The following is a 20,127-nucleotide window of genomic DNA, read 5'->3' on the forward strand; positions in this document are numbered from 1 at the left end:
AAGCAACAAAATAATTGAAATTTGGTATTACTTTTGAAATAAAAAAATCCAGTATTTATTTAAATTAAATTGTACTATGAAAAAAAATAAGTTTGAAATTAAAAAAATAGGTTCTTATATTTTAGTAGGTGCGATAGGGGGATTAATTTCTGCAGGTGCAGTTACCTCCATATCAAAAAATACGAATTTAAATGATTTTGAAATATTTAAAAATCCTACTCATAACGAAAAAGCTTATTTTACTTCAGCTTCTACTAATAGCGTAGTTGGATTAAATCCTCCCGATTTAACCATCGCAGCAGAAAAAACCGTGAATGCAGTAGTGAGTGTAAAATGTTATTCTTCCTATGTGCAGCAACAACAACGCAGATCCTTAGATCCTTTTGATTTCTTTTTTGGAGATCCTTTTAATTCTCAAGGGCAACAAAGACAGCAACAAACTCCAAAAGATTCTCCAAACGGTTTAGGTTCGGGAGTAATTATTTCTAGTGATGGTTATATTGTTACCAATAACCACGTGATTGATGGAGCTGATAAAATAGAAATTACACTTAATAATCAAAAAACATATACAGCCACTTTAGTAGGAACGGATATCAACTCCGATATTGCTCTGTTAAAAATTGATGAAAAAGGGTTAAGCTTTTTAAATTTCTATAATTCCGATAATGTGAGAATTGGAGAATGGGTATTAGCTGTAGGAAATCCATTTGGATTAACTTCAACAGTTACAGCGGGTATCATTTCAGCCAAAGGTCGTAGTTTAGATCTTTTGCGTTCCAATTCCAGAAGTCCTATTGAATCTTTTATTCAAACCGATGCGGCAGTAAATCCCGGGAATAGCGGAGGTGCTTTAGTAAACGCCAATGGTGATTTAATTGGTATTAATACAGCAATTGCTTCTCATTCCGGAACCGGAACATTTGAAGGGTACAGTTTTGCTGTTCCTTCCAACATAGCTAAAAAAGTTGTGGAAGATATTCGCAAATACGGTTTGGTTCAACGGGGTTATTTGGGTATTGGTGCTCTTGACTTAAGTGATGATTCTGCAGTTAAACAATATAATTCTCAAAATAAAACCAACTATAAATCACAAGAAGGTGTACTTATCACTGATATTCAAAATGACGGAGGAGCAAAAGATGCCGGCTTGAAAAAAGGAGATATTATCAAGCAAATTGACGGAACGAATATTAAAAACTTCCCTACTCTTTCGGGAGTTATTGGAGAGAAAAGACCGGGTGACCAAGTGAAGGTTACCGTTATACGAGATGATTCGTATAAATCTTTTAATGTTAGAATTAAAGATGCTAAAGGAGGGACTTCGGTTAAAACGAAGAACGATTTAAGTGTCGCCGAAAAGTTGGGTGCTGAATTTCAAGAATTGACTGATGACCAAAAGGTTAATTACGGTTTAGAATCCGGTATTGTTGTAACCAGAATCGATTCTAACGGAAAATTGAAATTAGCAGGCATTGGTGAAGGATATATCTTAATGGAAGTAAACGATAAGCCTGTTAATAGTGAAAAAGACATTGAAAAAATATTAAAAAATTATAAAGGAACAGTTTCTGTAAGATATGTAGATCCTTATGGTAGAATCTATCGTAGAGGATTTAAAATGGAATAAGAAATGTAGTTATTGATATATAATTAATTAGTAGTTTGAATTGCAACTTTTTAAATTTATTAAAAAGTTGCAATTCTTTTTATATAATGTTTTTATGATACATAAATTATTACTGATGTAATAATTTCCAAAGTTCGTCTTTTAATTGAATTAAATTTTCTCCGGTTACGGCAGAAATAAATAATAATTTGAAATTTTCAGGAAAAGTCTTCCTTATTTCTTCCTCCAATTCTTTATCCAGTAAATCTGATTTTGAAATAGCAATTACTCGATCTTTATCATTTAATTCAGGATTATATTTATTCAGCTCATTTAACAGAATTTTATATTCTTGGTAATAATCTTTTGCATCAGCCGGAATCAAAAACAATAAAATTGAATTTCTTTCTATATGTCTTAGAAATTTATACCCTAGTCCTTTTCCTTCGGATGCTCCTTCAATAATACCCGGAATATCGGCAATAACAAATGATTGAAAATCCCTGTATTTAACGATTCCTAAATTCGGTACTAAGGTGGTAAAAGCATAATCGGCTATTTTCGGTTTTGCAGATGTTAAAGCAGACAATAATGTTGATTTTCCTGCATTTGGAAAACCTACCAATCCCACATCACCTAATAATTTTAATTCCAAAATAAAATTACCTTCCTTACCGGGCAATCCGGGTTGAGCATATCGCGGAGTTTGATTGGTTGATGATTTAAAGTGTGAATTTCCTAACCCTCCTTTTCCTCCTTCAAGTAAAATTATCTCTTCTTTATCTTTAGTTATTTCTCCAACAATAGTTCCGCTTTCATCTTTAGCAATAGTTCCAACGGGAACCTCGATATATAAATCCGCTCCATTAGCTCCGGTTAATTCTTGTTTTCCTCCGGGTTTACCGTTTTCAGCTTTATTGTGTTTGGAATATTTTAAAGCCAAAAGGGTCCATAGTTGAGCATTACCACGTATAATTATATGTCCCCCTCTTCCTCCATCTCCTCCATCAGGGCCACCTTTAGGGATATATTTTGCTCTGTGAAGGTGTGCAGAACCGGCGCCTCCGTGTCCGCTTTTACAAAAAATTTTAACATAATCAACAAAATTCGACTGCATATATCTTTTATTTTTTTATAAAAAAAGGATTATCATTTTTCATAATAATCCTTTTATTTGTATGTGTTACATGTATTTTTTATACAAACTTTTCTATTTCTTTAGACAGTTCTGCGGTTATATCTTCAATACTTCCCTCTCCATCTAATTCAACCAGTTTATGTTGTTCTTTATAATAGTTGGAAACAACGGCTGTTTTTTCATAATATTCTTTAATTCTGTTACGAATTATACTTTCATCTGCATCATCTGAACGACCGCTTTCTTCACTTCTTTTTAAAATTCTTTTGACTAGAATTTCATCTTCTACATAAAGGGCTAACGTTACATCAACTTGGGTTTGAAATATAGAATCCAATAATTCATCAAGGGCTTCTGCTTGGCTTTTAGTTCTTGGATATCCATCTAAGATAAACCCTTTTTTGTTTGAATTTCTTTTAAGTTCATCTATCAACATTTCTGTTGTAAGTTCATCCGGCACTAATTTTCCATGATTTATATAGGTTTGAGCCTCTTGACCTAATTTGGTATTATTCTTTATATTATATCTGAATAAGTCTCCGGTGGAAATGTGTTCTAAGTGAAACTTTTCTGCTAAAATTTTTGCTTGAGTCCCTTTTCCACTCCCGGGAGGGCCAAATAAAACAATTATATTCATATTTGAAATTCTGTTTATTCTCCTTTTAATTGGTATAAGTCTTTAAAATTCCTTCCTAAACCATTATAATCCAACCCATACCCTATAACAAATTTATTTGGTATATTCATTCCTATTAAATCTATATTTAGATCCTTTTTATAAACATCCGGTTTAAAAAACAAAGTTGCAATTTTAATGCTTCTCACCGGTTTTACTTCAAGTAATTTATAAAGGTATTCCAAGGTGTTACCGGTATCAATAATATCTTCAAGTATTACTATATCTCGGTTTGTGATGTCTACAGTCATATCTGTAATTAAATCAACGGTTCCTGAACTTTGCATTCCACTTTTGTATGAAGACAACTGAAGGAAACCTATTTCACAGTTGCCTTTATAATTTTTTAAAAAATCACTGAAAAACATAATAACTCCGTTAAGTACCCCTATAAAAACGGGGACGGTGTCTTTGTATTCTTCATACAAAGTATTGGTCATCCTTTGTATGGAATGGTCTATTTCTTCCGAAGATATAAAAGGGGTAAAAGTTTTATCCAGAATCTTAATTTCTTCCATATATAACTATCTTTACTATGCCGCAAATATAATGATATTGACTAAATATCAAAGTTTGAAGTATATAATTTTTAATGTTAGATAACTGAACCATCATAAAAGATTATTTTTCATGATGATGTTGATGTTGATTGGGAGGAACTATAAGAATGGGTACTTTAGATTTATTAATAACGTTTTTTGAAACACTGCCAAGGATTGCTTCCATAAGTAAACCTCTTCCATGAGAACCCATAATGATGAGATTAGCTTTTCTGGATTCTGCTTCTTTCAAAATTATATCTGCAGGAGTTCCTTGTTTTATAACAATTTCAACTTCAATGCCTTGTTCTTTAATTGATTTTTCATATTCTACCAATTGTCTGGTTTCTTCCTTCATACCTGCTTCCTCCAATTCCGGAAGATATTGAAAACCGATATCCCCTATAATAAAACCTAAATCTAAACTGGCAACATGTAAAAGGCACATTTTACTTCCGGTAGCTTTGGCATAGATCACAGCTTCTTTCAAAATATATTTTGTAGTTGCTGAAAAATCTACAGGGACTATCATTGTTTTCATAACCTAATATTTTATTATACAGCTTAAAGTTAATGAATATTTTTATTTTTATCATAAAATTTCAATAGAATAAATTTTCTTACTTTTGCAAACTAAGTTTTATTTTGAATATGCATATATTTATCCAAATTGCCCAGTTATTATTGTGTTTATCTATTTTAGTTGTCTTTCATGAAGCAGGACACTTTTTAGCGGCAAAATATTTTAAGACAAAGGTTGAAAAATTTTATTTATTCTTTGATCCATGGTTTTCTTTATTCAAAAAGAAAATAGGTGATACTGAATATGGTATTGGTTGGTTGCCGTTAGGGGGATATGTTAAAATAGCAGGCATGATTGATGAAAGCATGGATACTGAGCAAATGAAAAGTCCACCTCAGCCTTGGGAATTTCGTTCTAAACCGGCTTGGCAACGTTTAATTATTATGCTTGCCGGAATTTTTGTTAATATCTTATTGGCTATCATTATATATGCCGGAATTTTAATGACTACGGGTGAACAAACTATTAATACGGATCAATTAAAAGACGGATATGCATTTTCTGATGTAGGTAAAAAATTAGGATTTAAAGATGGTGATATTATATTAGAAGTTGATAATAAAGAGATTCCTACTTTTAATTATTTACCTGTTTCTCTTTTATTCGGAGATCATGTAACGGTTAAGCGCGATGGAAAAATCATTAAATTTAACCTCCTCCCTGAAGAAAAAAGGGATGTTTTAAAACAGGAAGGCAGAGGCTTTATTTCTCCGAGAATAATTGCCGATGTTGATTCGATTTTACCTAATTCACTTGCTTCAAAATATCTTAAAAAAGGGGATGTTATAACTAGTTTCAACAAGCAACCTATTAAATATATTGATGAATTTAGATTAGAACTTTCTAAACATAAAAATGACAGTGTAACTTTAGGAATATATCGAGACGGACAAAATATAAATGAAAAACTTTTTGTTCCTGATAGCGCCATTTTAGGTTTTGTTCCTAGTGCTTCGAATTTAAAAAATGCAACTGCATATAAAAAATATAATTTTATAGATGCCTTTAAAAGGGCGCCGGTATTGTCTTGGGAAATGTTATTGGTTCAAATAAAACAATTTAAACTTATTATTAATCCAAAAACAGAAGCTTATAAACAAGTAAGCGGTCCTTTACGATTATATAAAGCATTTTCACCTGAATGGGATTGGGGACAATTTTGGAGTTTTACCGCTATGTTTTCTATATGGCTTGCGTTTTTAAATCTATTACCGATTCCCGGTTTAGACGGAGGTCATGCTTTATTTACCATTGCTGAAATGATTACCGGTCGTAAATTAAGTGATAAGACAATGGAAAAGGTTCAGATGGTGGGTATATTTATCCTTCTTGGATTAATGATTTTGGTATTTGGAAACGATATATGGAATATTATACAAAGTGTTATAAACAAATAATTGTTTTAATTTACTGCCAAGATTAATATTTCATGTTCTCATTATTAAAACAAATCCAATTCGTAAAATAAATTTAATTAAACTTTACTTATATAAAGGTTGCATACTTTTAAATGCAACCTTTTTTTATTAATAATCTTCAGAATTATTTATATTTAGTCATACTCTATAGCTGCTAATATCCTACTTTAATTAAAAATTAATCTTATCTTCTCAATTCAATTAAGAATTATAAAAATTTATAATCAATAAATATTTTTAATTCGATTTTATTTGTTGGACATTATATAATACTATAAAAATGGATAAAATTATTTTTCGATTTTTTCATACTCATATTTCTATTTATTAAATCGTAACTTATAAATCCAAGTAAGTAATTAAAAAAAACAGAGATATCATACAAATAAAACAAAAAAATTTATTTTATACCTATTAATTTAAAAAATAATAAATTTTATTTTTTATTAATCTTTATTATGAAATTAATTTATTTTTTTATTAATTCTATTTATAAAAATTCTTTAATATTATATTTACAAAATATTTATGTTTTTTTACATGAAAAAGATATTTTTAATTCTTTTTTTATCCTTACATTCAGTTTATTTATTATCACAGGAATCTCTGACTAATCAAAAAATTGTTTTTAACGATTTTTGGGATAACTGGTTTTTAAATTTTGGTGGCGGAACCGGTGTATATTTTGGAGGTAAACAACATAAAGAAGCTAAATTTATTGATAGGCTTAACTGGGCAGCTACATTAAATACCGGAAAATGGTTTTCTCCTGTAATAGGAGCAAGATTGACATTTCAGGGAGGAAAAAAACATACTTTTAATGTTAATGGTAAACCCGTGTTCGATATTAACGGTGAACCTATTGATTTAAATACTCTTGATCCCGGTAAATTTCATCACATGACACGCGGATACTATATCACTGTACATGCTGATGCTTTGTTTAATTTTTCAAATTTATTTTACGGGTATAAATACGATAGATTATATAATTTAATTACGTATGCCGGAGCAGGTATTGGTACGGATAGAAATGCCATAGACAATAATTCACCGGTCATTGTTCTTGGTTTGCTTAATACTATTAGGATTAATGAAAAATTAGCTATAAGCTTCGACATATCCGGTCAAGTGGTCCAATCAAAATTTAATGATGCTCAATATCAAAGAAAGTGGGTAAAATCATATAAAAAACAGGACTGGGATTGTATTGGCTCAATAAATGTCGGATTAATCATAGGTTTAAGTCGTAAACAAAAATTTGATAAAATAAATTGCGATACAGTAATTATTAATAAACCTGAAAACAATATTGATGAAATATTATTAAGCAAGTTATCTAAACAAATAGATTCATTAGCCAAGGAGAATAAAAATTTGATTAAAGAATTGGAAATTGCCAGAAATAAGAAACCTGATACTATTTATTCTAAAGAATTTATAATTAAAAACAATCCTTATTCAATACCTTTCGATATTAATAGTAGTTTAATAAAATCTAGACAAGAAGCTGTTATATATGATATCGCTGATTTATTAAAAAAGAATAAAGACTTAAAAGTTGAAATTGTGGGATTAGCCGACAAAAATACCGGTTCACCTAAATTCAATGAAATTTTATCTATTAAGAGAGCAAAAGCGGTTGAAAATAAGCTGATTAAAGATTATGGTATATCACCTAATCGCATCATTACTTTAGGCAAAGGTGATACCGTTCAACCATATCCTAAAAATCAATGGAACCGTGTAGTTATAATAACGCTAGTTGATTCTAATTAGATTTTAATTTTAATTTATTTTAGCTAATCATTAGTAATTAATGATTAGCTTTTCTTATTTCTATCAACTATTTGCCTTTACCTTGAATCATAACAACTATAGTTAAGTATATGATTTTTAAATCAAAAAAGAAATTTTCATTTTGTAGGTACAATAAATCATATTTTAAACGTTGTGACATTTCTTCAACTGTTTCGGCATAGCCGAAATATACTTGCCCTATGGACGTTATACCGGGCTTTACTTTATGTAATTTTTTATAATTGGGATTTAATTTTATAATTTTATCTATAAAAAATTTTCTTTCCGGACGAGGACCTACTATGGACATTTCTCCCTTTAATACATTAATAAATTGCGGAAATTCATCAATGCGGTATTTTCTCATGATTTTACCAACAGATGTTATTCTCGGGTCTGAATCTGTAGCCAATTTTGGTCCACTATACTCCGCATCAACATACATTGATCTAAACTTCATTATTTTAAATGGTCTACCATTTAATCCTATTCTTTCTTGTTTGTAAATAATGGGCCCTTTAGATGTAAATTTAATAATTAAGGCTAATATGGGCAATAACCAACTTAATACAAATGTGATAAAAAATAGTGAAAACGCTACGTCAAATAATCTTTTAAAAATTTTATTAAATATATTTGATTTTCTTCTATAAATATATATAGGAAAAGTCCCGTAATAGCTTATGATTGAATTATTATAGAACTCATAGGATATATCCGGAATAATATAAATTAAATATTTACTTTCTGAAAATTTGATAATGGCATCCTCAACTTCTTTACTTAATTCTCCATTCAATGAAAAAAACAAAATGTGTATGTTATGATCTCTTATAAATGTCTCCAATTTATCGAAATCATATTTATATTGATTTTTTTCTTGGGGAACTTTAACAAATTTTCCATAATTATACATCTTTTCACCATGGAAGAATTGCTTTATAACATTGTTTGTATTATTATTAGAATCTATAAATACAACTCTTGAAAATTTCTTATTTTGAAATTGATCTGCGATTATATGATGTATGGCTATGCATATAAATATTGAAATGTTATACAGTAATGTTATATCGTTATTAAATAAATATTTACTTTTTAATTCTGAGACTGTAAATACTATAAGTGTAAATATAATTGCTTGTATTAAGACTTTTCTTATTGATTCTAAAAAATTGCTCTTTTTTAATTTATATAATCCGGTTTTTTCTGAAATAAAATACCAACTTATAATAAATAGCAACAAGGCTTTATAATGGTTTTCAAATAATAATACAATATCCCATTTATTGCCTAGTGTTTCATATTGTATTATTAGAAAACGAAAGAACAAAAAAATAATTATTAGAATATCAATTAGAAATTGAATCACTGGTATAAATGATTTATAGGGATTCATTTTAAGATTTTTTTTGTTGTTATCCTATTAATATTAAATTCAGATAATTAAGAATTTTGAAATTCTTTATATTTTTCTAATACAAATTCTTTTATTTTATTTTTAAATTTCTCTTTTGAAAAATTTAATGAATGATCTCTTATAATTTTATAATTAAATTCTATTGTAGAAAATTTATCTAAAGCAGCCTTTAAACTTTCTGTACTATGATTATTAAAAAATACTCCCGTTACTCCGGGTATGACTGTTTCAAGCGTTCCACCTCTTGCCAGGGCTATGACAGGAGTTCCACACGATTGTGCCTCAACAGGCAGCATACCAAAGTCTTCATCGGCTGCAAATACAAATCCTTTAGCTCTTTGTAGATAAAATCTTAATTTTTCGTTCGAAACAAATCCTTTTAGTTCAATATTGGATTTAGCAAGTTTTTCTATTTTCTTAAAATCCGGACCGTCTCCTATAACAACTAATTTTTTATCCGGCATATTGTTGAATGTTTCCACAATTAAATCCATCTTTTTGTAAGGAACCATTCTAGAAGCAGCTAAATAAAAATCTTCTTTTTTATCGTAATAGCTAAAGTATTCCGTATCAATTGGCGGATAGATAACCTCAGAATCTCTGTTATAGATTTTTTTAATCCTTTTCGCTATATAATTTGAATTGGCTATAAAATGGTCTACTCTGTTTGATGAAATTACATCCCATATTCTGAATTTATGTAGTATATATTTTGCATATAATCCTTTCAGACCATGAGTAAGTCCTGATTCAAATAAATATTGTTGATATAAATCCCAAGCATATCTTGCCGGCGAATGGCAATAACATATATGCAATTGGTTGCTGGATGTAAGCACACCTTTTGCTGAGGAAGATGAAGAACTAATAATCAGATCATATTTACTTACATCTAGCTGTTCAATGGCTTTTGGATAAAATTGCAAGAATTTTCTATGATTTCTTTTGGCTGTAGGTAACTTTTGTATAAAACTAGTGGTAACCTTTTTGCCATTTAATATTTCTTTCCTTTTGGTTTCATCGAAAGTATCTATTAAAGAAAAAAGATCAAAATCGCTCCATATTTCATTGAGAGCCTTTACTACTATTTCGCCTCCACCTATAGTACAATACCAATCGTGGATCAATGCTTTGTTCATATAAAAACAATGAGTATCTAGTTGTTAGTGTTCGCAATTTATAAAAAAATTATAATAATTGCATAAAAATATTTAAATGTTTTTTAGCTGATATTTCCCATGAATAATTTTTAACTCTTTGACTTCCTTTGGTAATAAGTTCTTTTCTTAAATCTTTAGAAGAATATATTAAACTGATTTTTTCTGAAATATCGTTTATAGATTCCGGATCAAAATATAAAACACTATCTCCGCAAATTTCTTTGACAGGTGGAATATTGGATGCTAATACCGGACAATTCGCTCTCATTGCTTCTAAGAGAGGTAAACCAAATCCTTCATATTTAGATGGAAAAATAAAAGCTAAAGCTTCAGAATATAATTTATTTAATTCTATATCCGAAACAAAGCCTGTAAAAACAACAAATTCATTTAAAACAGGATTATTATCTAGTATTTTTTTTAATCGATCTTGACTTCCGTTTATAAATCCGTCTCGTTTTCCGACTATTTTAAATAATGGCTTATTAGTAATTTCAGAATGTTTTTTTAAAAAAAGAGCATATGCCTCAAGGGCATTTTCCAAATTTTTATGAGGCTTTATATTTCCTACATATAAAATATAAGGATTAGGATTTATACTCACATTCTTATTATATTCATCTGATTTCTTATCTGAAATACCATTATATATTACTTCAATTTTATCTTTATATATTGAATGAGTATACTGCAATAGCTCTTTCTTAGAAAAATTAGATACTGTGATGATTTTATCTGATATTTTTAATGCTTTATTAATTATTGCTTTAGCATATATTTTTTGTACTAGTGTCAGCTTATCATAATAAGCTAAATGATAGGCATCATGAACGGTTGTAATTCTTTTTTCGGAATTTATGGGCAATATGGGGATATTAAAATGTGGAGACCAAAATATCTTTGATCGAGGAATAATTCTTCTATAACTCAATTGTTCTTGTATGGAATAAATTGGAGCATCAAATGGGATGGTTTCAGCATCATATTGTTTAAGCTCTTTTTTTCTACCTAATAGCACAACATTATCTCTTAGTTCATCAATTATATAGGGTATTAACGTAGAAATATATCTACCTATTCCTGACATTGAAATCATTCGGCAATCAATGACTATTTTTTTCATTCTTTAATTCTGATTGATTTTTAATACCTAAATAAAAACACAAACCTAAACCAAACCATATATATTGAAAGTACAACTGAACTCCAAAAATTTGAGCAAGAAAAAAAAGTACAATCCCGTGTCTAATAATTTTACTATTGTATTTCCTCCATAAATAGATAAAGGGTATTAATAAAATTAATAATCCTACAAAACCAGACTCAATAACCGTATTAAAGACCCCACCAAGCCCCGATAAATCCCATCCTACAACCCGCGGCAGGCCTTGTAAATAGTCAAGATTATTTCTTACTAAAGAATAATTTCCCATACCTACTCCTAATATTGGATTATCTTTAATAATATTGGGTGCAATGTGCATAGCTGCAATCCTTCCCATTACTAACGAGGGATCATCATCTCCACGTAAAGAAATATAATATTTTATATTATTATATTCTGTCCAATAAGATAAAATTCTTTGATTAAAATTATAATAATAGTTTATAAATAAGTAAAATAGGCTTCCCATCATTAATAAAATAAATATGTTATAGATTTTTAATTTACCTTCAATTAGTAAATAAATAACATAAAAAAATAACATAAATATTATGGCAGCTTTTGACTCTGAGAAAATAATTAAAATAAGAAATAAAATTGTATATCTATCGAACTTTTCAAAAACTAAGTATCGTAAAATTAGATAATAACCAATAAATAATCCAAAAGGCCCCCCTTCAACATAACCTCCTCTCAATCTATGTCCGGAATATATAAATGGTGATTCTATCCCTACCCAACTTAATAAAAATATTAATGCAAAAAAGAATGATATTACTATCATTAATTTATCAATATATGTAAATATTTTTATATCTGAATTTTTTATGCTCGAACTAAAAAATTTAAAAACATAAAATGAAAAGCATACACAACCCGTATATTGCATATATCTGGATATACTCAAAATTACCGGCTTTTTTAAAAAATTTATATTTGGAGGCAAATAAAATTTAATGTATAACGCAGTTATTAAAGAAAAAAGAAATAAAAGAAAAAAAACTAATATTAATTGAAAATAAAATTTTGGTAATTTAGTGTGGGTAATTAAAATAATAAACACAAAAACACAATATAAAGACAATACATCACCAAATTTTATATCTAAAATTTTATAATCTGTTAATTGCATTGCTGCAACTATAAGTATCGATACTATATATTTATACAACTTCATAAATTTTCAATAATAGATTCATATTTATCTAACATTTTATCTACATTTAAAAAAGTTTCAACACTATTTCTACCTTGTTGTGATAATTTTTTAAATAATTTTTTATCATTATATAATTTTAAAATTGCTTTCCCCAAAGAGTCTTCCTGTTCTGGATCTATTAATAAACCATTTACCATATCTATTATTATTTCCGGTATACCTCCACGCATTGAAGCTATTACGGGTATGTTATTTGCAGAGGCTTCATAAGCTACTCCCGGTAGGTTGTCTTCACATATTGAAGGCAGACAAATTATATGTACATTTTTGTAAAATTCTGATGAGTCAGTATATCCTAAGAATTCAATTTTATCATTGGAAAGTTGCTTAAGATATTTTTCGTAATTCAATTCTCCTTTTCCTGCAATTAATAATTTTGCATTAATATTTAATTTGTTAAATTGAGTAATTAACCATTCTAGACCTTTTGATTGAGTTAAAGATCCTATATATCCTATTTTAAAAATATCCTTTCCATCCCATATTTTTACTTTATCTACATAGTTAATATTTTGGGCATTATAAATTATGTGTTTTCTAACCGTAGTAAAATAATTATAATTGGACATTTTTTGAATTACGAATTTACTGACCCCAACTAAAACATCAACCTTTTCTGATTTATACTTATGAATTCTTCTTAATGTCCTACAAATAGTGCATTGCTTTTTACAAGTATGCTCTTTTCTAAACATAGTACTATTTGCACATAATAAATACAAATCATGTAATACTTGAATTACTTTTACATTTCTTTTTTTTATTTCGTCCCAAATCGATATTGAAAACCCGGCTAGATTATGGCATATAATAAGATCCGGATTTTCCATATCTATAATGACATTTATATATTTTTTCATTTCTATATTATACGAATCTCTCAAATGCCAAAGAAGTTTAATCAATTTATTATTGGATTTGTTATTTCCATAATGCCAATAAAAATTTTTTATACCGGCTCTATATATTTTAATTCCATTTATATATTCTTTAATTAAATTTTCATTTTTTCCGGTTGTCAATACAGCTACATCATATCCTCTTTTTTTTAAACCTTCAACCTGTTGTTGAAAAATTATTTCTGCACCACCACCAATATATGGGTAATATAAAGTATTAATTAATAAAATTTTTTTCATATTTTATTATTTCATTTAGTTTATTAATTAAAACTTGCGAATTCTCATTAAACTTTCTAGCAAATATTTTATTCGAAGTAATCAATTTATTATAATCGCTCATATCTAAAAAAGCAGGTCTGCTACCTCCCCTATAGGTCCAATCTATATATCTTAAATTATCATTAATAATATTTTTTAAATAGGGTGAATTGACTAAAATTGTTTGAAAATATATTTCATCCGGTATAAGGGTATAGTTTAATCTATTTATTAGAAAAGTATTATTTTCGCTCTCATGAATAACATAAAGTAAAACTTCTCTTGTTAAACTCCACCACATACTACCTCCATATAATTGAGGTAAATGTTCTTCATAAGATCTCTTTATTTTCAATGTTTTTTGAAGGTGAATTAACAGTTTTAATAATTTTCCGCGTCCAAATTTCCGTGCATTGAAGAAATCATTAAAATGATAATAATGTATACGATCAAGTCCCCCATTTCCATCCCAAACTTTTTTAGGCAATTTTTCGAACACTAAATAGTTTTTATTTTCTTTAGCTAAATCATAAAAATAACTTAATGGTTTAATTGGAAAATCTTGTTCACTGATCAAATGAAAATATTTATTACTATCATTCTCTAATGCTTTTTTAACTAAAAATAAGGCAACTTTCATAATGGAAATCCCTCCCCAATTCACTACATATTTTCTGTAAATATTTAGTGATTTATTTTTGATGGTATAAAGTCGTGATAAATCGGCTTTACTTTTTTTATCTATATGTATATAAAATTCAAAGCAATCATCAAAATAATGTATTATTCTAATTATATTATTAATATCTTGATAACCTAATATTAATATTGCTTGTTTCATAGGTAGTTTTTAAAATTAAATTTTTTTAAAAATCTTTTTATTAATGATTTGCCAATACTAAAAATAATTTTATTATTATTTTTTTTTGCTTGAGTTATTGCATTGAAAAATTTATTAAATCCGTAATTCATTGAAATAACTATGTCTTCTCCTAATGGTATTTTATATTTGTTTTGTTGTATATTATGTAAATAATTATTAATTCTAATTTTTGCATTGAATCTTTCATCAAATCTTTTTTCACTGGTAATTGTATAGGTCAGACTATTTGGGCTATAGGTAACACAATAAATAGGATATTTATCTACAGCAATTTTTTTGGCGTTTATTCCCGATTCTAAAACAAATAAAGCATCATTACCGACTTTTACTTCTTCAAATAATAAATTCTTTTGTTTTATATATTTATGTTTAAACATCTTACTCCAAGGTGTCCAATTCTTAAAAATTAAATCTTCAAAGGTTTTATACTTTTCTTTATTAAAATTATTTATTACTTTAACTATGTTTTTATTTCTATTTGCCTTTGCACCTGAATTATTATCTATACTTGTTGCTGAAAAGTAAATTATTTCATAATCTGAGTTCACATATTTTTCAATGACATTGTAAAATCCATCATTAAAATAATCATCTGCATCAGCAAATAACAGCCATTTACCTTTTGCATGAGATAATCCGATATTTCTTGCATATCCGGCTCCTTTTCCTTCTTTAGTAAAATATACTTCTGTATTTTTTTTATTTAATCCCGGAAAATTATTTATTTCAACAGCATCGCTATTATCGTCAACAATAATAATTTGTATATCATTTTTATCCGGAATAGAATCTAAACATCTTTGTAGATATTTAATGGAGTTTTTATGTGGAATTATTATAGTATAGTTAATCATTTATCGTTAAAACTAAATAAGTTGCAGAATTTTATTAATTTAAATAACAATTTATCTATGTTTACCAGTAACATACGATTATTTACTATTGGTTTATAAAATAAAATATATCTTACCTTATATAAAATATTTACATTTTCACATAAGCTTTTGGCATTATATTCCGAAAATTTCAACTTAGCATATTCAATTAATTCTTGATCATTCTTTTGGTATGATTGACGCCAAATATCTAATAGATATTGTAAAACAAATAACCTAAGCTGTTTTGAGAAAGGATCTAAATTTATCAATCGATCCATTGAATATATTCTATCTTTTAAATTTTTGATGCTGCCTCCGGTCATAGTTGAATTACTTCTATATCTTCTGTGATATCCATAGTAGTCTACATAAGTTATTTTGTTAGTAGATATGATACATCTTAACCAGAATTCAACATCCTCACCATAGATACCTTCAGGAAAATAAATATTATTGTTTTGAATAAATTTTTTAGAATATAATTTTGACCAGGGAGAAATCCAAGGAGCTAAATATTTAATTTGATTCCCTATCTTTATTTCCTTCTTTAGATCTTCTTCATTTATTTCGAAATATTTAGAGGATACAATTTTACCTGATTCGTGTATAAAAGAAACAGCATTAAAAATACAAATGTTATTCTTAGAAATTGAATTTACTAAAATTTCAATAGTTTGAGCTTCAATAAAGTCATCTGAATCTAAAAAATAGATATATTCTCCTAAAGAATTATTGATACCGATATTTCTTGCTTTACCTTGTCCACTGTTACTAATTGAAAAAACCTTTATCCTATTATCTTTCTTTTTATATTTGTCTATTATGTCTACACTTCGATCGGTAGATCCATCATTAATAATTATAATTTCAACGTTAGAATACGTTTGTTTAATTACTGAATTCAAACATTCATCCAAATACTCTTCTACATTATAAACCGGAATAATAATTGATACTAATGAATTCATTTTTTTAATTTTAATAAATTAGTACAGTAGAAAATAGCAACCTTTATTTTATCTTTTAAACTAAAATGAATCCATGATTTTTTTATCTCCGATTGTATGGATGGAGTAAGTTTTTCATAGGGTATTAGTTGATAAATATTGTTTAATCTTCTATATCGAAGTTTTAACGTATCATTATATAGCTTTTGCAGATTATTTTTTTTGCTAAATTGTAATCTTAAATTATTTGAGTCTAGAATATCAATAAATTTTTCTAAATAATTATTATTGCTCATTATACTCCCTTCCCTTTGAAGGTAATAGTACATTTTTAAATCAACTTTAGCTATTTTTTGTGATAAAAAAAATATTTCATGACATATAAATTCATCTTCATGAAATCTTCCTATCGGAAATCTTAAAGAATTCCATATTTCTTTTTTGTAAAGTTTATTCCATACTATTACATTTTCAACGAAATTTGATTTGTTATAAAAATCATCAAAAATTTTATTATTTTGAAAAATATCTATAGTATAATTATTTAAATCAATTTTTTTTAATTCATCATAATTATAAAAGCGTTGAAAGCTACAAAATGATAAATCACTATTTGATTCTGCTAATATTTTGAACAATATTTCATAATATTCTAATGCTATAAAATCATCACTATCCAAAAAACCTATAAAATCACCTTTCGAAATATCTAAACCTGCATTTCTTGCGCTGGATAACCCACCATTTTTTTTATGAATTACTTTGATTCTTTCATCCTGCTGAGCATAATTATCACAGATTTCACCACTCGTATCTGTTGATCCATCATTTACCAATAGTATTTCTAAATTTTTATATGTTTGATTTATCACACTGGTAATACACCTATCAAGATAATTCTCAACATTATAAACAGGAATTATTACAGATATAAGATTCTGATTAATTCTTGACATAAAAAATTTTTTTGATTAACTTTTTTATCTTGTTCCGTAATAAATTTTTATTTGAAATGTTAAATTTAGATTTATCTTTTTTCCAAGATCCGTAAAAATGATGAATTGTATAAGTATTACACGTTAAATTCAAAACAGATGGATCATCCCATTTCTTGGGACTAAAATATTCTAACGGTAAAATATAAACGTTTTCCTGATTATTATCTATTTTGTCAATACTTGGAATTGAAATTAAATTAAAATTAGCTCGTATTACCTTATTCATTATGGAAGGTAATGGTTCAATATCATAAACTCCTGACTCTTTAATAAAATTTCTATGATCATAATAATCCAAACATTTTTTTATCCACACACATCCTTTTTCTACACCTAATATTGCTGATTCAATTCCATATTTTGTGTTTTCTTTTCCAATAAAATAAGGCAAATGAAGTAAATCATTAAATGTTTTTAAAACCTCAACATCTGTATCTAGATATATTCCTCCATAATTATATAATGCATATAATCGCATGTAATCTGTCGCAAAAGCATACATTTTTGAATCACATGCTTGTTTTACCCATAATGATTTTTCAATATCAAATTTTTCTAAATCCCATAAGATAATTTCATATTCCGGCAAATATTTTTTCCAGGAATTAATATATATTTCTAAATTCTCCGGCAATGGTTTTTTACCTAACCAACAGTAATGTATAATTTTTGGTATCATAGTAGAAATAATTTTAATTACTATATTTAACTAAAGTTATTTCAAATTATTATTTAATTTTAATTATAAAGCTATTATTAAAATCAAAATAATTATAAACAACTAATTAAATTATCATAATGATATAAATTTAAATATATTTAAAATATATAAATTATAATATTTTACCATTAATTCATTAATAATTATATTCATTTTAAATCTTATAAATTAATTTATTTTATATTTAAATGTTTTATATTATTTATATTTTATTTTATTAAAATCCTGAAACTGCCTTTTAATACTTGAAAATTAAAAAATTAATAATTTTATTTAAATTTAATGATCAAATTCCTTATAATACTTTTAAATTGCTTTTTTTGATTATTAGTTAACATAACTAAACTCATAATTAATAATACTATAATGGATATAATGATTGAATAAAAAGTTAAAGTGCCCCATCCATCAATCTTAATAAAATAATATTTAATGATTAAAAATAGTATTAATAAGCATAGAGAAATTGCTAAATTTTTACATATTATCGGATAAAATGTATTCCATTTTAATTTTAAACATTTTGCTCCATAAATTGGTAAAAAAGTCAAAGAACGTAGACCTCCCCATACCAGTCTTGAAATTACAATTGCTAATAGTTTATCATAATCATCTTTTAAAAAATTAACACTTATAAAAATTGTAATAAAAATGAGAATACTAAAAAACAAAAGACTTAAAGATGAAATTTTTATCTTATCCGTTATAGTAAATATATTCCAAAGGCTTTCTTGTGGCATTGCAATCATTAATGAAAAAAGGGAAATACAAGAAAGCTGATATAATTTTTGATGATCTTGATTGGGTAACCATAATTGAAAAAAATCTTCACCAAGAATAATAAATACTAGTATAGGTAAAATTGAAATAATACCCATTATTCTAATATTTTTGTGAATCTCGTTTTGTAAATCAAGAATTTTATCTTTAGCATAATATTCGGTTAATTTTGGAGCAAAAATAATAGCTACAGAAGCACACAATGATAAAATAATTGTAGGTATAGTTTTACTTATAGATAATGTTCCCATAGCTAAGGTGCTAATAAAAACATTGGCTAATAATAAATCCATTCCTGTTGAAAGTATATCGCTCAATTTATTCAATAAATTCCACCAACCGGATAATAGTATCTTTTTTACTAACTTAAATTCATATAAATTTTTGTTATTTTTAAAATCCGGAAATATTTTTACAGCTATTTTTTTATTACACAAACCTATAAATAAAGTACTAATTAAGGCAGATATTGAATAATACCATAAATGTGGCTTAAATAATGAAAAAGGAACTACTACAAATATAATCCTTAATATATTTGAAATAATATTAAGTACAGATGATATATCTGTTCTATTTTTTATAAAAAGAGGAACAAAATAAATATTAAACATTAATGAAATGGCAGAATTTAAAAAGGTAAGTCCAAATAATAATTTCACTTCCCATTGCTGCTGTATATCTATTTTAATTAAGTTATCTAAGTAAAAAACAACTAAAAACGCTACACATAGTATTATTATAGCTAAAAAAATATTTGAATAATAAACTGAAGAATAATATTTTTTTGCTAAAATTAAATTTCCTTTATGATAACTTACGGTAATAAAACGAGTTGCCATTGAATTTAAAGCTACCGAAATTAGCGATGTATACGATACAAAATTATTTGCTAATCCTATATAACCGTATACATCTGCACCCAATTTTTTAATTACAAAAGGTGTTAAAAAAAAACTAATTACAAAACCAACTATAAATGAACTTAATTGTGCTGCTAAATTTACCAATAAGCGTTTTTTTTCTTCCATGA

General features: G+C 26.9%; 18 protein-coding genes. 3 read left to right on the forward strand and 15 right to left on the reverse strand.

The window, feature by feature from the left end; all coding sequences use genetic code 11:
• Positions 1–76 precede the first annotated feature (76 nt).
• A complete protein-coding gene (locus GYM73_RS05705) occupies positions 77–1,630 on the forward strand; it encodes a Do family serine endopeptidase (RefSeq protein ID WP_160566479.1) in 1,554 nt (517 codons plus the stop codon).
• 109 nt (positions 1,631–1,739) lie between these two features.
• Here the strand turns inward: GYM73_RS05705 and obgE are convergent, their stop codons facing one another.
• From obgE to GYM73_RS05725, 4 genes are all read right to left on the reverse strand, one after another.
• Complete coding sequence (gene obgE / locus GYM73_RS05710; RefSeq protein ID WP_220233241.1) at positions 1,740–2,726, reverse strand: GTPase ObgE; 987 nt, start codon at positions 2,724–2,726, stop codon at positions 1,740–1,742.
• Between the two features lie 79 nt (positions 2,727–2,805).
• Positions 2,806–3,384 carry an adenylate kinase gene (locus GYM73_RS05715; RefSeq protein WP_166004005.1) on the reverse strand — a complete coding sequence of 193 codons (579 nt, stop codon included), beginning with the start codon at positions 3,382–3,384 and terminating at the stop codon, positions 2,806–2,808.
• Between the two features lie 14 nt (positions 3,385–3,398).
• Positions 3,399–3,941, reverse strand: coding sequence for a hypoxanthine phosphoribosyltransferase (gene hpt / locus GYM73_RS05720; protein ID WP_160543158.1), 543 nt, complete (start codon positions 3,939–3,941; stop codon positions 3,399–3,401).
• A gap of 103 nt (positions 3,942–4,044) precedes the next feature.
• A complete protein-coding gene (locus tag GYM73_RS05725) occupies positions 4,045–4,503 on the reverse strand; it encodes a universal stress protein (RefSeq protein WP_160543159.1) in 459 nt (152 codons plus the stop codon).
• 110 nt (positions 4,504–4,613) lie between these two features.
• Between GYM73_RS05725 and rseP the strand changes: the two genes are divergently transcribed.
• Both rseP and GYM73_RS05735 read left to right on the forward strand, forming a co-directional pair.
• Complete coding sequence (rseP, locus tag GYM73_RS05730; RefSeq protein WP_220233242.1) at positions 4,614–5,942, forward strand: RIP metalloprotease RseP; 1,329 nt, start codon at positions 4,614–4,616, stop codon at positions 5,940–5,942.
• 561 nt (positions 5,943–6,503) lie between these two features.
• Complete coding sequence (locus tag GYM73_RS05735; RefSeq protein ID WP_220233243.1) at positions 6,504–7,742, forward strand: OmpA family protein; 1,239 nt, start codon at positions 6,504–6,506, stop codon at positions 7,740–7,742.
• A 67-nt stretch (positions 7,743–7,809) separates the two neighbouring features.
• Here GYM73_RS05735 and GYM73_RS05740 read toward each other — a convergent pair whose 3' ends face one another.
• The 11 genes from GYM73_RS05740 to GYM73_RS05790 form a co-directional block, all read right to left on the reverse strand.
• On the reverse strand, positions 7,810–9,162 hold the full coding sequence (locus GYM73_RS05740) for an exopolysaccharide biosynthesis polyprenyl glycosylphosphotransferase (protein ID WP_220233244.1): 1,353 nt from the start codon (positions 9,160–9,162) through the stop codon (positions 7,810–7,812).
• A 47-nt stretch (positions 9,163–9,209) separates the two neighbouring features.
• The gene (locus tag GYM73_RS05745) at positions 9,210–10,322 is read right to left on the reverse strand and encodes a glycosyltransferase (RefSeq protein WP_160543163.1); all 1,113 of its coding nucleotides are present in this window, start codon (positions 10,320–10,322) and stop codon (positions 9,210–9,212) included.
• Positions 10,323–10,371: 49 nt separating this feature from the next.
• Positions 10,372–11,466, reverse strand: a complete 1,095-nt coding sequence (locus GYM73_RS05750) for a glycosyltransferase family 1 protein (protein WP_220233245.1) — start codon at positions 11,464–11,466, stop codon at positions 10,372–10,374.
• Positions 11,447–12,292, reverse strand: a complete 846-nt coding sequence (locus GYM73_RS05755) for an O-antigen ligase (protein ID WP_220233246.1) — start codon at positions 12,290–12,292, stop codon at positions 11,447–11,449. The genes GYM73_RS05750 and GYM73_RS05755 overlap by 20 nt, the downstream gene beginning before the upstream one ends.
• 389 nt (positions 12,293–12,681) lie before the next feature.
• A complete protein-coding gene (locus GYM73_RS05760) occupies positions 12,682–13,866 on the reverse strand; it encodes a glycosyltransferase family 4 protein (protein WP_220233247.1) in 1,185 nt (394 codons plus the stop codon).
• Positions 13,844–14,728 carry a beta-1,6-N-acetylglucosaminyltransferase gene (locus tag GYM73_RS05765; protein ID WP_220233248.1) on the reverse strand — a complete coding sequence of 295 codons (885 nt, stop codon included), beginning with the start codon at positions 14,726–14,728 and terminating at the stop codon, positions 13,844–13,846. The genes GYM73_RS05760 and GYM73_RS05765 overlap by 23 nt, the downstream gene beginning before the upstream one ends.
• Positions 14,725–15,624 carry a glycosyltransferase family 2 protein gene (locus GYM73_RS05770; RefSeq protein WP_220233249.1) on the reverse strand — a complete coding sequence of 300 codons (900 nt, stop codon included), beginning with the start codon at positions 15,622–15,624 and terminating at the stop codon, positions 14,725–14,727. Before GYM73_RS05770 ends, GYM73_RS05765 begins: the two co-directional genes overlap by 4 nt.
• Positions 15,621–16,616: a glycosyltransferase family 2 protein gene (locus tag GYM73_RS05775; protein WP_220233250.1), complete on the reverse strand. Its 996-nt coding sequence runs from the start codon at positions 16,614–16,616 to the stop codon at positions 15,621–15,623. Before GYM73_RS05775 ends, GYM73_RS05770 begins: the two co-directional genes overlap by 4 nt.
• Positions 16,613–17,551 (reverse strand): glycosyltransferase, encoded by a 939-nt coding sequence (locus GYM73_RS05780; RefSeq protein ID WP_220233251.1) that lies wholly within the window; start codon positions 17,549–17,551, stop codon positions 16,613–16,615. Before GYM73_RS05780 ends, GYM73_RS05775 begins: the two co-directional genes overlap by 4 nt.
• On the reverse strand, positions 17,538–18,272 hold the full coding sequence (locus GYM73_RS05785; RefSeq protein WP_220233252.1) for a glycosyltransferase family 32 protein: 735 nt from the start codon (positions 18,270–18,272) through the stop codon (positions 17,538–17,540). The genes GYM73_RS05780 and GYM73_RS05785 overlap by 14 nt, the downstream gene beginning before the upstream one ends.
• Positions 18,273–18,583: 311 nt before the next feature.
• Entirely contained in the window at positions 18,584–20,125 is a 1,542-nt protein-coding gene (locus GYM73_RS05790; RefSeq protein ID WP_160543171.1) for a lipopolysaccharide biosynthesis protein, read from the reverse strand.
• Positions 20,126–20,127: the final 2 nt, after the last annotated feature.

The sequence above is a fragment of the Apibacter sp. ESL0432 genome, assembly GCF_019469225.1.
Lineage (GTDB): Bacteria > Bacteroidota > Bacteroidia > Flavobacteriales > Weeksellaceae > Apibacter.